This is a genomic window from Hyphomicrobium sulfonivorans, from assembly GCF_013306565.1.
GTDB lineage: Bacteria > Pseudomonadota > Alphaproteobacteria > Rhizobiales > Hyphomicrobiaceae > Hyphomicrobium_A > Hyphomicrobium_A sulfonivorans.
This window is the reverse complement of record NZ_PZPO01000001.1, coordinates 210,313-225,379: the sequence shown is the minus strand read 5'-3', so window position 1 is coordinate 225,379 and position 15,067 is coordinate 210,313. Positions and strand designations below refer to the sequence as shown.

Sequence of the window (15,067 nt, the reverse complement as noted above, 5' to 3'; positions counted from 1 at the left end):
TAGCCCTTTCGCCGCGCAATGCTCAGACGCTGGGTGTCTTCGCAATTTTATCCCATCGTTATCGTCTAGCGGAATGGAAGGCGGCCTGATCACCACGATCGGCCGCCTTCATCACAATGAGTGCTAGCTTGGGATAGGCACCCAAGATAGGTCGCTTTCATTGCCGGATCGGTGCCGGAATTTCCGACTGTGAATGAACCGTTCGGCGAACTCTCGGCAGGTTTCCGCGTTGAGGCCGGATGAGGAAAAGCAAGGATCGCCCCCCGATAGAGAACAGTCTGCTGGCTGCTATTCCGGCGCGAGAATTAGAAACGCTGGCCCGCAAGCTGACGCCTGTTCCGCTCGACTACAAGACCATTCTGATCGATGATGAAGACCCGCTCGATTACGTCTATTTTCCCTCATCAGGCATAATATCGGTGTTGGCCGTATACGCCGACGGCAACACCGCCGAGCTCGCAACCATCGGGCGAGAAGGCAACAGCGGTTTTCAGGAGATGCTCGGCGCCCGCAGTTCTGATGTACGGCTGCTGGTTCAGATCGCTGGAACGGCCATGCGGTTACGGCGCGCGGATTTCAAGAAGGCACTTATTGAGCTGCCCGGCTTTCAAGCCATGATGAACCTGCACCTGCATACGTTTTTACATCAGGTCATGATTTCGGGGGCCTGCAACGCCACCCACTCGGTTTCCAAGCGCCTCGCCAGATGGCTGCTGACCATGGCCGATCGCACCAATGAGGATACTTTGAATATTACCCACGACCTGATCGCCGAAATGCTCGGCATCTATCGCCCCACCGCCTCCAAAGCGCTGGCCACTCTCCAAAAGCAGGGTTTTGTTAGCGTTATGCGCGGACGCATCGTCATCCTTAATCGGCCAGCCCTCGTCGCCTACACGTGCGAGTGCTACCGCCTCATCCGCATGAAGACCGAACGCAATCTTCCTTCGTCAAAGTAATCTAGAATACCGACAGCGACGCCCGTAGCCACTACTGCTTGCAACTTAGGTATGCAAGGATACGTAGATGCGCGCACGGCGGTTGATCGAAGACAGCGCCTTGACCTCTGAACGTTTGAGCGAAATTTTCAAAACGTTCGATGAGGTCTGGTCTGAAGTCGCGTCCAGGTTTTCCGGCGCGGAAGATGACGCACGCACGCGGCTTGCTCAGGCAATTCTGACGGCCGCAAAAGAGCACGGCGATGATCTGCAAAAGTTGAAGGCGGAAGCGCTGCACATTTTTCACGGCTGTCGGTAAGCTGTCGTTCGTGCCCTCGGATTGAAGTTCTGCGGGTGGAAAACGGGCTCTGCGCGTGGCGGGCGCAGAGCCCCTCAATCGCTTGCTCACAGATTCAGGTCAGGCGGCCCGCTCCATCGCGTGCTCGTTGACAGCGCCTTCCGCAATCTTTGTCAGCAGCGCATCTGCTTTGATTTCTTCCTGCAGATTCTGATCGAGCAACTTCACCGCATCTGGCATGCCGAGCATTTCGGCCCAACACTTCAGAGTGCCATAGCGCGCAATCTCGTAGTGTTCGACAGCCTGAGCCGATGAAATGAGCCCTGCGTCCTGTGCCGGCTGGCCCTTGAATTCTTCCAACACTTCCTCACCCTCGGCGATGATGCCCTCAATCGCTTCGCAGGTCTTGCCTTGGGCCCGCTTGCCGCAGATCTCGAATACTTTCTGCAGTCGCTCGACCTGACGCTCGGTCTCGGCGCAATGGTCGTTGAATGCCTTCTTCAGTTCGGCTGTTTCGGCGCCACGCGCCATCTTGGGCAGCGCCTTAAGAATTTTTCGCTCGGCGTAATAGATGTCTTTCAGGGTTTCATAAAACAGGCGATCCAGCGCTTTTTCCTTCATGCTCGTTACTCCGTAGGGTTTGGCTATCAAACGCATCTCGCGCCTATGGCGTCATGCTTCTGTGCCCGACCGTTAGTGATGATCGGTCCCCAAAGGCGCATAGACTGATGTTCGTCCGTGTTCGCTAAACTCGTCGCGCTCCAACCGGTTGCGGCAACGAACGGAATAATTTGAGTCTGCTCCGTCATGGCCGAAGCTTTCGCGTGTTCAACACAGGAAGGCAGCAGGCTTCGCGAAGAAGCCTGCCAACCGTTTTAGACGCGGGGCTGGAATCTTTAATCCCAATACGTCGATGCGCCGTAGTGTTGATGCGTCTGGCTTTCCCAGGATCGATCCGACCATGCATCGTCAGAAAAATCGGGCGCGTCGCGAAGCTGCGCTTCGGTGATGCCGGTGCGATAACCGTCAAGGGTCGGGTCGTAGCGCAACGCGGACCATGGAATTGGATAATGGCTATGCGCCAACCCCAAGAATCCGCCGAAGCTCATCACCGCATAAGCTACGCGGCCAGACAGTTTGTCGATCAGCAGATGATCAACCTCACCGATGTTTTTGTTATCGGCGCCATATACGACAGTGCCCTGAACATCTTCGCTAGAAATGAGTCGATGATCGGGATGCGCGGTTGCTCTTGCCATTGGTTCGTCTCCCTTTAGTTTCGAGTTTACAACCGCATTCACGGTGAAAATGTTCCCCCGATGGCTAAATGATAGCGTGCGCAACCGGTCCAGCGGCGGCAGCGCAAGTGCTATTTCTTATGTAGCGAATAACGCCAGCGCCCTGATTGGCACGCCAGCATGTATGGCGTTCCATCGCACTCGCGCTCGCGTCTGTGGTCAGGGACCGGCGCTGAGCATCAGCCGGATGAGATCGGTTTGCCGGTGCGTTCCGGTCTTTGCCATGAGGTGGTTGAGGTGCGTCTTGACGGTCGACTTGGAAACGCCGAGTCGATCCGCGATGTCCGAGATCGTTCCAGCCTCCAGCACCGCTGCGAGAACTCGAAGCTCACTCGGCGTCAAACCGTAGTGCAGCGCGGCCGTCTCCAGCGGCGTCCGTGTCGCGAAAGTTGTCCCCCTGATAAACAACGCTGCAACTGCTTCGCCCGCGTCAGGCGTCCGCCGGGCTTCCGAGACGATGGACAGCACATTCGCCAGGTAGTGGCGCCCCTCCGCGTCGGTCAGGGGGATGTCGATGCCTTTTAGTCCGAGAGCCGCATCGCCGCGCGCTGCCGCCGCGAGAGCCGCACGCAAATGCTTGTCCGCCCCCTGGCTCACGACGCCAACAACGCCACGGCGTGTGATCAGGATCTGCTTGGATTTAAGCATGTCCTCGGCCGCCTGATTGGCGAACACGATCCTTCCATTCGCTGCAACGAACACCACAGCAGCCGGCACCTGCTCCAGCGCCGCTCGCAGCATTCCATGGGCCGACTTCGCGTTCTGCACGACCTTGCCGATAGACACGGCCCGACGAATGTGCGGAGCAATAAGAGCGCATCGCTGCCGTGCTGCAACGTCGACGATGCCATCTTCCTTGCTGCGACGGATGGAAAAGAACGCAGTGCTTGTTGCGGTGCGCTCGAGATTTACGCCTATAACATCGATCAATCCCTGCGGCTCGACCCATTCCTTGAAAAAGCGCGTCTGGCGAAATTCATCGTGCGAAATCAGATCTTCCGCCGCCACTGCTCGGCCTACCTCGACGAACGCCAACGCCGGAAAGAATGGATTGAGGCCCGCGTACTTCTCGAAATAGAGCTGTTCGTAGACGGGATCGCATCCCCAAGAGTGGAACGTGATTGCTTGGTTGGTCGCGGCGTCCTGCCAGAAAAGATTGGCGGCCGTTCCCTTTACGAAAACAGTGGCTTTCTCCAGCGCATGCGCCCAGCGATCTTGATCCACTGCCGCATCATAGAGGCTCTCGACGGTTGACGAGAGCGCTTCAGTTTCGCTCAAGGAATACCTGCTCCAAATGCGCCTTCATACTCGAACGACGATAAAATATAGCGGCGGAACGTTGTGCTTGGGCTCGAATAGACGACGTCGTTTGTGAAGTCGGTTCGATTCTAATGGCGGCGTTGCGACGTCGCAATGCATTGGGCGAACCGCAGTTCGCTGGTTATGTTCCGTGAACGTTGTTTGTTTTATCTAGTTGCAACATTGTTCGAGGCACAGTGCGCGTGCCTATAAATGCAATCGCATGGATTGCTGACCCCGCCGCCCGTTCACAAGCCGTGCTGCGCTAGAGGCTCGTCACGGGGTCGTAGCCTTGGGCAATCGCGCATCGATCAAACTGTAGATGCGCTTGGCAGCGTTCGTGTTGTCGGCAATGCCGGAGATCACAAGCGTGATCAGATCATCTCCTCTCCGGATCAGGATCATCGGCCCGACCGTTGTGGCCTGGTCGCCGAGGCCGGCCAAGTGCCCCATGGCAGGTCCGAGTTCCGATTCCATGATGCCGGCACCTTTCATGCCTGCATCGCCATCGCCCCAGTTCAGTTGCACCTCGGCATAGGGTGCGCCGAGTTCGCCGCCAGAGGTTTCATAGGTGCACTTGGTCTGCCCGCCGCGATCGTCGGCCACGGCGTCAACCGCGCTGCCCAGAACGGTGCTCATGTCGGCGGCGGAAACGAGTTCGCAAGCCGTCGGTGCTGCAAATGCGCGGCCGCTGACAAGGCCGGTAACAATCATGACAGCGAGAACAATACGCATGGAGAAAACCTCACCGATGACGGCATGAGCCAGGGTCTCATTCCTCCGGCGGGCGCGACCTGGTCAACCAGAAGCAACCGTAGAAGTACGTGAGCCAAAGGACGATGGAGACACCGTAGAAGCCGATCGTGCGCAGCGACCAGAACGGCCACGAGCCGGCCGGGCCGATGGCGATCACGTTCGGATACCAGCTGAAGAGCGTCGAACGCCACCGGTTCCACATGACAGTCATTTCGGTCTGACGCGTGTCGGCGGTCTTGGCGTCATTGAAAATGCGCTCGCTGTTTCGCTTCAGCCACCACCAGGAATCTTCGTTGGTCATCTCCATTCCGCGGTCGGACCGATTGCGCATGTAGATATATTGCACGTCGGTCGTGGTGCCGCGGGCATCGGGATCGCTGCGCCGAACTTCGGTTCCGGTGATGATGCCCGTGGTCCAAGTCGGACGCGCGTACTCCCATGCAAACCAGAGCGGAACACCGACAAGGAGCGCGGTAAAGGCAACGATGTGATTGTCCCTGCGCCACAGGATGAATGCGAGCAAAAGAACGGCGATAAGGACGACAAAACCAATCGACAGCCAAGCCTGAAGCACGGATCAAAACCCCATCGCGAGTGGTGCGGACCGGATGATATTCGCATGGCCGACCAGTTGATGAGAAGGGAAATGGCAGCAGTGGCCACGTACCGCAAGGCTGAATTTTGCGGACCCTTACAACGGAGCTGAGCAAAGCCATCGTATCATTGAGCCGCGCGGAGATTGCTGCGCGCGGCTCAATGATTTGCGGTGGATCACCTCACGATAATCTTGTCGCTGTCGTTCTTGGGAGGTCCAGGGTTGGGAATATAGCGGCACCGCCCGCCTAGGAATTTCGATGGTGGGACGCAGTAGCAATTGGGCGGCGTCCCGCGGCTACCACCGGTGCATCTGGCCTTCTTCGGCTCCTCTGCCTTGGAAGGCGTCGGCGTGGGCTCTGCGTTGGGCACGCATTGCCCCGAGCGCGACAAGTGTGTGCCGGGCGGGCACTTGATCGTCGGCTTCACACACGTGCCATTCTGAAAGCGAGTTCCGGGCGGGCAACAGTTCGGTGGCGTGCCGGTCATGCCCATCGGACAGCCGGGTTTGGTGCCACTTGAACCGCCGCCGTCTTTTCCAGCGTCATCAGGCTTGTCAGGACGGCATGCACCGCGGCGGAAGTGTGTTCCACGCGGACAGCAGTTCGGCCAGTTGCCGATCGGTCGTGCGCCTTCGCAGACCGGCAGCTTGATGCCGCTTGCGCCACCATCCGGCTTGCCGTCATCAGGTTTGTCGGGACGGCAGGCGCCACGGCGGAAGTGCGTACCGCGTGGACAGCAGTTCGGCCAGTTGCCGATCGGTCGTGCGCCTTCGCAGACCGGCAGCTTGACGCCGCTTGCACCACCGTCCGGCTTGCCGTCATCAGGCTTGTCGGGACGGCAGGCGCCACGGCGGAAGTGTGTGCCGCGCGGACAGCAGTTCGGCCAGTTGCCGATCGGGCGTGCGCCGTCGCAAACCGTCGGCGGGAGAATGACGCCGCTTGCGCCACCGTCGTTTTTACCGGTGTTGTCCTTGTCGGGACGGCAGGCGCCGCGCTCGAAGTGCGTACCGCGCGGGCAGCAGTTCGGGAACACGCCAATGGGGCGCGCGCCCTTGCACACGGGTGGAGGCGTTGGATCGCGCGTGATGCAATTGCGGCCGTTCCACGTTGTGCCAGAAGGACAGGCGCAAAGGCCGTCGTCCGTCAGTATCATTCCGCCCTTGCATTCTGGCTTGGTTGGTTCGGCTTTTTCAGGCGATCTCACCGTCACGCATGACGATGACGGTTGGCCAGCATCCCGTGCCGAGGCCTTCCCACCGGCGACGAACGCGCAATTCGTGAACGTGTCGGCGCTGCGCGGAACACGCGCTGTGATGCTGAATTTGCGCGACGCCCCGGCCGGGACCGTGAAGTCGTCATTGGTCCTGCAGTTGAACGGGATGGCCTGCGGCTGCTGTGTGCACGGCAGTGACGGAGCAGTCGACACGATAGGCATGGAATCGATGCCGGACAGGCCATCGGTGAGCGTCACTGCGCCTTTGTGCTCAGCCCGTCCCGTATTGGTCAGCGTGAGATTGAAGGCGCATTCGCTTCCCGGTGCGCAGGTGGCTGGGCCCGTCTTGTCGATCTTGAGGCTGAACGGCTGATCGGGCGGGGCGAGCTGCACGCTGTGGCAAGCCGGCTCGGATGCAGCACCTGACGTATCAGTGCTACCCACCGTCGCGCAGTTGGAGAACGCTGTCGCGTTTGCGTCCGCAGGCAGCCGCACGATCATGACGTATTTATTGTGCTCGCCGGGTGTCAGATTCATGTGGCCCGTGCATGTAAACGGGACATGCGTCGGTGCGGGCGTGCACGGGAATGGATCGGCGCCAGCTGCCGGAGTGATGGATACGATCTGCGCCGACGATAGTCCCGACAGTTTATCCGTCACGGTCACGGGATCATCGTGGACGATCTGCTCGTCGTTGAAAATGTCGAGTTCGAAGCGGCATTGGCTACCGGGCTGACATGACTGGTCGCCGGTTTTTGTAACCTTCACCTTGAACGGATCGAGCTTCTGCGAGGCGCAGCTCTTGATCGGGCCCATGTTGGGCGGCGCGTCAACAAGCTCCGCGCAGTTCTTGAGAATGTTGCTGTCTTTCCAGCTCTTTCCGGGCTTTACGGAAATTCCAAGCTCGATGAACTTGCCAGGGGCTAAGGGGACGAATGTGCCCGGTTTGAGCGGGTTGGGTGCGCCTGGGATGGTGCAGTCGATAGAGGCGGCGCCAATGCCGCCCGCCCCAGCCTTCGTGCAGTTCCATCCCACGTTGCCGCCCGGCCCCTCCTGGAGGAGTTCCGGCGCGCCGAGTGAGATGGTGTCGTTTATTTTGATAGGCCCGACGAAATCGCTCTTCCCGGTGTTTGTGACCCGGATGATGAAGAGGCATTCCCCCTTCAGCTCGCAGTGGTCCACGCCTTGTTTCGACGTGCCGAAGTTGCGCTTCTCGATGGCGAGATTGGGTCCTGCAGCTCGCTGGCCCGACATCGCGGTGCAGACTGCCGGCACCTTGCCGGCGATCTGGTCTCGAGGCAGCACGCAGTTCTCGCCGGTGAATTCCATGAGACCGACCGTCGTCGTCAGGTCGAATGTCGTCGAAACCCCGGGCGGCAGGTCAGAGTTGATATCGCACCAGATGTTTCCTGGCTTGTTGCATGAGACCTTGGCCACCGAGGCGACCATAGTCGCGGAGACAACTTCGGCCTTGATATCCGTGAGGCCGAAGTCGTTCTTTATGTTTCTGGGGAAGTCGACGATCTTGATCGGCCCCTTGATCGTCTGATTGCCAACGTTCGTGGCCGTGATGCGGAACGTGCAGGTGGGATCGCAAACGCCGTCGACGCGCTCCTTCCTCAGAACGAGCTTGGGGCCCTCAAGAAGATTGACGGAGACGCACGACTTCGCCGCCGCGCCAACAACGCTGGCGCAGTTCTGCATCACCTTGGCGCCGGTCGGCTTACTGAAGACGGTGCGTAGTCTCAGCGTCGCCGTCCCCTGTGGGCCGATGATCATCGCCGGAATACTGGTGCAGGTGGAATTGCCGCCCGGCGTGCACGTCCAGGTCTGGTTGGGAACGAGAACGGCCTCGGGCGCGGCCTTGCCGTCGAGCGTCAGTTCCTCGTTGACGACGACCGGGCCGTTGAACGGGGCATCGCCTTCGTTCTTGATCGCGATGGTGAAGTTACAGCCCCCAAGGTCGGAGCATTCGGCGGGGCCCGTCTTGGTGATGGTGAGCTTCGGCTGTCCTCCGGCTGGGTTCGGCTCCGGTTCAAGCGGGAGCGTGGCGCACGATGCAGCCGCAGCACCCTTCAACGTGGCGCAGTTCTTCACTTCCTTCACGGCGCCAATGCCGGGGCCGAGATCGAACATGAGGCTCAACGGCGGTGCGGCGCCATTGGCCGCGATCTTCAGTTTCGCCGCGCACTTGAAGCCTTGTCCGTTCTTGGCGCAGGACCATGGCGCGGCCGGCGCTGGCGTGATCGCCGTTGCTCCGAAGATGGCGCCATCGCCGGTGATGAAATCGTCGAACTCAACGTCGCCGTCGAAGTCGTTGGCCGATGTGTTCTTGATCGCGAACATGAACGTGCAGGCCTTCTTGGCCTGGCAGGCGACGCCGGTTTTCAGCAGGGCGAGCTGTCCGGCCTTTGATGGCTCGGGCTGCTCGTCCACAACGGGTGGGGGAAGCGTCGGCTCGTTCGTTGGCGTGCCCTGATCGTCGGGCGTGTTGGAATTCCACGCGATGCACGACGTGTTATCGTCGGGATTGGCGTCCTCCGTGGTTACTCCGTTTGATGCAACCACTTCCGCCGCATCCGTGCCGGCAGCGGCTTGCGCGGTGTTGTTCGCTGGATTGACGTCAGCAATGTTCTGCGACGCGACGCTTGCCGTGGCTGTGATGGGAGTTGCCGGCTCGGCCGGGAAGGTACCACTGACCTCAAAACGCATTTGCCGCTTCGGCGGCAGGCCGACAGACGTGCTGAAGAATGTGGTGCTGCCCTCGCTGCTGGTCGCAACGCCAGCGCTGCTTCCCATGCCGACGTTCGGAATCGATGTCGTCACCGAGAACGAGGCACCGCTCGGAGCAGTGCCAGGGTTGGAGATGGTTACGATCCATTTACAGTCGCGCAGGTCACCCCGCTGCCTGCACTTGGGCTCGCCCGTTATGGCAATGGCGCGGTCGAGCCCATTCGTAGTGCTCGCAGGCAGATCGGGCAGCGGTGTCTGGGTTTCCGCCCCCTTGAAATCCGGTCTTGCGGGTTCGCCGCCCTTGCCGGGCTTCACGGTAATGCAGTTTTCGACCGTGAGGCCGCCGGGCGGCACGGCAAAGGTTGCCTTGATCTGATTGCTGAAGTTCTGCGGGCCAGGCGGGATCGTCGTCGCCCCGAAGGTGTTCGGCTCTGTCGTGAATCCCGTTGCCGTCTTGTTGGCTGAAAAGCCGATATCGAACGATTGCGGTGCAACCGAAAAGCGGTCCTCGAAGATCACGTCGTTGGCAACGAACGGCACTTGCGACGTGTTGGCGAGGTTGATGAGGTATTCGCACTCAGCCTTGTCAGCCGCGACCAGTTTGCAGGTCTGGGTTTTGGTGGGTGCAAGGTTTGCAGCGTTAGGGTCCGTCGTGCCGCCGCCGCCCTCAACGGGTGGGAAGGTCTCGCCGCCTGCGCCGCCGTCATCGACGGGTGGGAATGTTCCGCCACCTCCGGCGATGCCACCTCCGGCGATGCCGCCTTCTGCAACCGGAGGGAATGCGCCACCGCCCTCGACGGGTGGTCCGCCCTCCGCGATGGGTGGAAACCCAGCGTCGACGCCACAGAGCAACACCGCCGCGACGTTGCCGACATGACCGCGAATGGTAGGTTCGTCCTGCCCGGTGCTGTAATCGATGAACGCGCTTTGCGTCGGTGGCACGTTCGCCGGGCGCACCAACTCCAAGGCGTTGAACTGTACGCCGCTGGCGATACCTGCAAGCGTGTCGCCGGTGGCCGCCACGGTGGCGGAGCAGGTGTTGAGGTCAAGAAAGCCGTCGGGTTTGTAGCCGTATTGCAGGCTGACGCCGCCGCTGCCTGCATTGCTGTCATCGGCGGTGCCGATGGCGTAGATAGCGGGATCCTTGCTCCACAGTCCGGGTGTGCTTGGATCGTCCGGTGTCTCCGGCACATATCGCAGCACCTGCGCGCCGGGTTCGGTGAAGCCGCCGTAATCATAGGGGTTCTGAACGGGGCTGCGTTGCGCGAGCAACATCTGGCCGGTGGCGTCAAAGGCGATGCTGGTGACGGGAAACGGCTTGGCCGCATTGAGCGCAACCTCAAGCCTCGGGTCGCTGAGGAAAGCGCCGCCGCTGAGGCCGATCGACCATATCTCAGGGCCTTCAGCGACGGCGTAATAGAGGCGACCGTCGTGCACGGCCAGTGCATCGATGCGACGCGCGGTCTGGGTGAAGCCCCACGTTGTGGGATCGTCGGCCTTGAACGCGTCGCTCATGATTTCAAGGCGCTTGCCATCGTCTGACACCGCTTCCTTGCCAGCCGCGCGCAGTCCGGTAACGCCGTGGTCGTATTGTCCGAGATCGGCGGCGTTGTATTCAAGGCTGAAGCGATGGATCAGGCCGGTGTCGAGGTCAGACGCGTAGAGCGTGCGTGTTTTGGAATCGTACGCCAATCCGCCGATGCCTGGTCCCGTATTGGGGATGCCGGAAAAAGCGGTGTCGGCTAACAACGAGACAGCCCCAGTTGCGCCGTCGATCTTGTAGATAGCTCCAGGGCTATTGCTGGATAGGCTGCCGAACTGTCCCTCCATGAAGGTCGCGTCGGGCGTGCCAGCCTTCAAACGGTTCGGGTGTCCGTCGGCGGCGCGGCCTGCGCCAACGATGCGCAAGCCGAAGGCGGACGTTGCTGCCGCAAAGATGCGCGGCGGCCCGCCGTTGTCGCTCGGATCGATTGCCAGCGCGAAGACCTGGCCGATGTCCTTGGCTGGCACGGCCAATCGCAATGGCGCATTGACCAGCTGGCCCGCAAGAGCGCCGCTCAGGCTCGATGCATCGAAGATGCGCAAGGATGGCGCGCTTACGTCGATGAAGGTTCGATCCAGGGGATCAACACCTGGAGGCAGCTTATCGCTGGCCAGCACCGTGCCCGAGAAGCCGGTGACGGCAACATCGCCTGCCCTTATCGCGGCAGTGGGCTGAGCAGCGTCCACGGTTTCGGCGGGGGAGCTTTCACTCATCACGAGAGTTGAAAATGCGACTACGATCGCGGCTCCAACGGGAGCAATCCATCGGAACACGTGCATTCCACCCCTCCGCCAGACATGGCATCTCACTGTCTGCGATCTTCTCAGGTTTGCAGGCGTGATGCCTCAACCGTTCGGATGAGGTGCAGGGGAGTCTGAAAAATTAGAACGGGTACCATGCGGCGGGAAAATGCATGGTGTTTAATCACGAAATATCAGTCATGTGATGAAAGTTGCGCGGCGTGGTTGTGCTTGGGGCGAGCCGGGTTTGGCGTGAATCCACGGCTCCGCCAGGACGGCTTCAACGACGAAATTTTGCCGCGGCAAGCGACGTTCCAACGTCGGTTTCAGTTCGCAGTGAACAACATCGGCGGTCAGGGTGATCTCACGCGGCGCAACGGCATTCGCGTCGTCGATGCGAGTGACAGCAGGACATAGGCGTTTTCAAACAGAACGCTTTCCTAGCGCGGCGTCCTTGAAACCCAGCTTTACGCTGCCGAGTAATAGATGAGGTCGAGAGCATTGCAGACGACGTGAAGCGTAATAGGTGGCCGGTGGGACGATTAACAAGATCACCGGCCCGTATCACGTCGCTTCAGGTTCTGAAAAAATGCCATCATGCGGCACGGCGAGCGCCGGTGCAGTCCGATCAAAGTTAGCCTAGTTCAGAAGCATAGCCAGGGGCCCAAGCAGGTCGCGGGCGTTCCGCCCTTGCAGGCCATCTGCGAGGAATGACACTCGATCATTGCCGAGCCTGATTTGCAGGTGGTCTTCACTGGCCCCTTTCCTACAAGCCCTCGCCCGGCGATCGTATTCTTGAGGGCGTTTGTGGAGAACAGCACCGCCAAATCGTGGGTGACGTTATCGCCACTGGCTGCGACCCGGGTGCAATCGGCCGCCTGAGCCATCGCCGAAAGTGCGCACACCATAACCGCGGCCACGAAACCTGACTTGAAGACCTGCATCGCACCCCCCCGTAAGAACAAATCTGCTCGGACGCTAGTCGAGTGCTTGGCGGTTGCCAAGTAACGGACTGTTGCCTGAACAGATGTTTTCCGCAACGCGATTGAGCCCATCCGCGCCGAGAAGATCGATATCTGGTCCTCTGACGGCGTGCCCCGACGACCGGATATCGCCGCCGGCGTTTTTGTGTCGGCAAGCTTCTTCTCTGTGCGCAGAGCACGTAGGCGGCGCGCAACGCGTCAAAGCACAGCCTGAGGTTCTGCCCTTCGCCACCCCAAGCTCATGACGCGACGCCTATCGCAAGCCGTACCGGGTGTCCTAGTCCCGAGATGGATAAGGGAAGGGTGACATCTGACGCATTTCGCGAGGTGGCGCGTTCCGTGCTAAGCAGTCGCCAGCTGTTTCCCCAAGATGGAAGCGCCGTGTTCGGGGCAGCAAACTGAACCAAATGACTGGAGCAAGATGAAAGCCTTCAAGAACCCGAATTTCAACGACCGGCAGGCCACATCCGAAGCCGCCAAAAGCGCCACGTTGGCCCGATTCCGCGCACGAGCAGAAGATCCGGCAGTCGCAGAACAAAGGGCGGCGCGTGCCCTGGCGGCGGCGGAACGGCAGAGGCTAGCCGCCGAGCGGGCAGAGGCACGCCGTGTCGAACAGGAGCGGCAAGCTGCACAAGTTGCGGCCGACGAACTGGCCGCGCGCCTAGAGAACGAAGCGCGCCTGGCGCGGGAAATCGACGAGCAGGTTGAGCTTGAGGCGCAGCGCAAGAAGGATCGCGACGCCCGCTACGCCGCCCGTAAGGCTCGCAAGGCGGGCTAAGCCCGCACAGTTTTGGAATGCGGAGGCCGGGCGATCATCGGTTGCCCGGCCTCGCCGTTTCCACAGACCCTTGTAGGGTCATACAAGTACTGAGACATCGCTCAGTTGCTGCTTCAGCTTCTTGTTGGCTTCGCCAAATCCGCTAAGGGCGATTGGTACGCGAACGTCTTGCCTCTGGAGGTTCTGGAACGAGACGGTCACGGTGACCCGTCACGATTGCAAGAACGGCGCTCTTAAGCGCGCTAAGCCTCGCACTCGCTGTTTCGGTGACCGACGCATTTGCGCAAGCGCAGAACTCGACCTGCGGCGTTTCAAGCGGGGTTGCGCAATGCTGCAAAGACGGGTGTCAATCGCCGGGCCGATCTGCTTCGCCTTGCCATCACTGTCGATCCGCCGATTGGCGGAGGCGATCGCTGATCGCTACGGCATAACGCCGTTTACTGAAGGTGTTTTTGATGCATCATTTTGTATCTTGGCGGCTGCGGTCGGCGGTGTTTTTTAGCCGTTGACGCCGTGTAGGTTTAGCACACGGCAGATGGAAATTTTGTTCGATCCAACACACGGCATTTTTACCGAGGAGAGGTAACTGTTGGCGCCACAGCGGTGATGGGAAGCGCGCCATGGATCGTAGACATTTTCTTAACCTGGCGGGACCGGCACTCGCCACCGTCGCATATTCTCCAGCCATGGCCGCTTCGGATGGGGCTCCCTCGCTGGAAAAGCTGTCGGCGGAGCTGGATCAGAGTCTGTTTGCTGCCGATGGGCTGGCCATTCCCATTCCCGATCAGCCGACGATTTCGCCGCTGGCCAAAGGTCTGGACCGCGCGCTCGTGCTTGGCGGCGGCGGCACGTATTATCTGGCTTGGTACTGCGGCTTCTTCCATGGCCTGTTCGATGAGGGCATCGACGCGCCGCAGCTTGCTGACATGATTGTCGGCACGTCTGCCGGATCCTATGCGGGATCATCACTCGCCAGCGGCCATTTTCAGCGCCTGCGGACAGAGTTCGAATTTTTCGGACACTTCCCTGGCCTGTTCGCTCGCTTGGCGCCGGTAAGCGATCCGAACGTCAGTCAGCAGCGCGCGCAAAAGATCAATGCTGCCGCGAAAGATGGCTCTATCGCTACGCGTCAGGTTATTGGCCATGCTGCGCTGGCATCCGACAATAAGGTCAATGGTGAAGGCGTTGAGCGGCTGGCGGCATTTCTCACCGGCGACAGCAAAAGCGCGTGGACCTCTGAGAAGATCCATACAACTGCCGTCGATTGTTACACCGGCGAGCGTGTGGTCGTCTCGAAGGCGTCCGCCGACAAGAATGGCATCCCGTTGGCGCATGGCGCGGCGGCCAGTTGCTCGCTGCCCGGCATCATCGGGCCGACGCTGCTGGGTCAGCGCTTCTGCATGGACGGCGGAATGTGTTCAAACGCCGCGCACGTTGATCTCGTCGCCGGTGTGAAGCGCGCGCTGATAATTACGCTCAACGATGGTCTGCAGCCGCCGTTTCTAACTGGGATACCGCATCCGATTGCGCAGAACATTGCGCAGATCGAAGCGGTGGGAACAAAGACGATGTGGATCAAGGCTGATCCGCCCAACGTCAATCTGATGGACCCGAAGGAAGTTTCAGCCGGTCTGCAGGCTGGATATGATCGCGCGAAGAAGGAAGCCCCCGCGATCAAAGAGTTTTGGGTTTGATTGAAGAGTGGCAACGGATTCGTTGTGGATGAATCCACCCGCGCTGCCACGCAGAAAAGACGTGCCGTAGTTATTTAGCGGGCTTACGTTTGGCACGCGGCTTCAAAGTTGATGGTGTGGCGTGGCAGCAAGCGGATTGTTGCGCGCCGCGCTCGGCGTGCCGGTTAAGTTTTCCTTTTCCCGGCGTGCTGTTTCCCG

The 15,067-nt window shown here is 60.2% G+C and carries 12 protein-coding genes; 5 read left to right on the top strand and 7 right to left on the bottom strand.

Annotation, left to right across the window (positions count from 1 at the left end; all coding sequences use genetic code 11):
* Window positions 1-239 precede the first annotated feature (239 nt).
* Together C6Y62_RS01025 and C6Y62_RS01020 are read left to right on the top strand one after the other, a co-directional pair.
* The gene (locus tag C6Y62_RS01025; RefSeq protein WP_173952449.1) at window positions 240-959 is read left to right on the top strand and encodes a Crp/Fnr family transcriptional regulator; all 720 of its coding nucleotides are present in this window, start codon (window positions 240-242) and stop codon (window positions 957-959) included.
* Window positions 960-1,041: 82 nt separating this feature from the next.
* A complete protein-coding gene (locus tag C6Y62_RS01020; protein ID WP_173952448.1) occupies window positions 1,042-1,257 on the top strand; it encodes a hypothetical protein in 216 nt (71 codons plus the stop codon).
* A gap of 99 nt (window positions 1,258-1,356) precedes the next feature.
* Here C6Y62_RS01020 and C6Y62_RS01015 read toward each other — a convergent pair whose 3' ends face one another.
* From C6Y62_RS01015 to C6Y62_RS00985, 7 genes are all read right to left on the bottom strand, one after another.
* The gene (locus tag C6Y62_RS01015; protein ID WP_173952447.1) at window positions 1,357-1,857 is read right to left on the bottom strand and encodes a YciE/YciF ferroxidase family protein; all 501 of its coding nucleotides are present in this window, start codon (window positions 1,855-1,857) and stop codon (window positions 1,357-1,359) included.
* A 275-nt stretch (window positions 1,858-2,132) separates the two neighbouring features.
* The gene (locus tag C6Y62_RS01010) at window positions 2,133-2,495 is read right to left on the bottom strand and encodes a PRC-barrel domain-containing protein (RefSeq protein ID WP_173953031.1); all 363 of its coding nucleotides are present in this window, start codon (window positions 2,493-2,495) and stop codon (window positions 2,133-2,135) included.
* Window positions 2,496-2,693: 198 nt separating this feature from the next.
* Window positions 2,694-3,812, bottom strand: coding sequence for a helix-turn-helix transcriptional regulator (locus C6Y62_RS01005; protein WP_173952446.1), 1,119 nt, complete (start codon window positions 3,810-3,812; stop codon window positions 2,694-2,696).
* Window positions 3,813-4,109: 297 nt separating this feature from the next.
* Complete coding sequence (locus C6Y62_RS01000) at window positions 4,110-4,568, bottom strand: hypothetical protein (RefSeq protein ID WP_173952445.1); 459 nt, start codon at window positions 4,566-4,568, stop codon at window positions 4,110-4,112.
* 37 nt (window positions 4,569-4,605) lie between these two features.
* Window positions 4,606-5,163 carry a DUF1523 family protein gene (locus C6Y62_RS00995; protein WP_173952444.1) on the bottom strand — a complete coding sequence of 186 codons (558 nt, stop codon included), beginning with the start codon at window positions 5,161-5,163 and terminating at the stop codon, window positions 4,606-4,608.
* 197 nt (window positions 5,164-5,360) lie between these two features.
* Window positions 5,361-11,453 carry a DUF11 domain-containing protein gene (locus C6Y62_RS00990; protein WP_173952443.1) on the bottom strand — a complete coding sequence of 2,031 codons (6,093 nt, stop codon included), beginning with the start codon at window positions 11,451-11,453 and terminating at the stop codon, window positions 5,361-5,363.
* 605 nt (window positions 11,454-12,058) lie between these two features.
* A complete protein-coding gene (locus tag C6Y62_RS00985) occupies window positions 12,059-12,358 on the bottom strand; it encodes a hypothetical protein (RefSeq protein ID WP_173952442.1) in 300 nt (99 codons plus the stop codon).
* A 460-nt stretch (window positions 12,359-12,818) separates the two neighbouring features.
* Between C6Y62_RS00985 and C6Y62_RS00980 the strand changes: the two genes are divergently transcribed.
* The 3 genes from C6Y62_RS00980 to C6Y62_RS00965 all read left to right on the top strand — a co-directional run bounded on the left by C6Y62_RS00980 (window position 12,819) and on the right by C6Y62_RS00965 (window position 14,869).
* Window positions 12,819-13,175 (top strand): DUF6481 family protein, encoded by a 357-nt coding sequence (locus tag C6Y62_RS00980; RefSeq protein ID WP_068461519.1) that lies wholly within the window; start codon window positions 12,819-12,821, stop codon window positions 13,173-13,175.
* A gap of 328 nt (window positions 13,176-13,503) precedes the next feature.
* On the top strand, window positions 13,504-13,677 hold the full coding sequence (locus tag C6Y62_RS00970; RefSeq protein ID WP_173952440.1) for a hypothetical protein: 174 nt from the start codon (window positions 13,504-13,506) through the stop codon (window positions 13,675-13,677).
* A gap of 118 nt (window positions 13,678-13,795) precedes the next feature.
* Window positions 13,796-14,869: a patatin-like phospholipase family protein gene (locus tag C6Y62_RS00965; RefSeq protein WP_173952439.1), complete on the top strand. Its 1,074-nt coding sequence runs from the start codon at window positions 13,796-13,798 to the stop codon at window positions 14,867-14,869.
* The last annotated feature ends 198 nt before the right edge of the window (window positions 14,870-15,067 follow it).

Coding starts and splice junctions, on each gene's coding strand:
- C6Y62_RS00990 (WP_173952443.1), bottom strand. CDS start 11,453: ATGCACGTGTTCCGATGGATTGCTCCCGTTGGAGCCGCGATCGTAGTC.
- C6Y62_RS00970 (WP_173952440.1), top strand. CDS start 13,504: ATGCTGCAAAGACGGGTGTCAATCGCCGGGCCGATCTGCTTCGCCTTG.
- C6Y62_RS01025 (WP_173952449.1), top strand. CDS start 240: ATGAGGAAAAGCAAGGATCGCCCCCCGATAGAGAACAGTCTGCTGGCT.
- C6Y62_RS00980 (WP_068461519.1), top strand. CDS start 12,819: ATGAAAGCCTTCAAGAACCCGAATTTCAACGACCGGCAGGCCACATCC.
- C6Y62_RS00985 (WP_173952442.1), bottom strand. CDS start 12,358: ATGCAGGTCTTCAAGTCAGGTTTCGTGGCCGCGGTTATGGTGTGCGCA.
- C6Y62_RS01010 (WP_173953031.1), bottom strand. CDS start 2,495: ATGGCAAGAGCAACCGCGCATCCCGATCATCGACTCATTTCTAGCGAA.
- C6Y62_RS01000 (WP_173952445.1), bottom strand. CDS start 4,568: ATGCGTATTGTTCTCGCTGTCATGATTGTTACCGGCCTTGTCAGCGGC.
- C6Y62_RS01015 (WP_173952447.1), bottom strand. CDS start 1,857: ATGAAGGAAAAAGCGCTGGATCGCCTGTTTTATGAAACCCTGAAAGAC.
- C6Y62_RS00965 (WP_173952439.1), top strand. CDS start 13,796: ATGGATCGTAGACATTTTCTTAACCTGGCGGGACCGGCACTCGCCACC.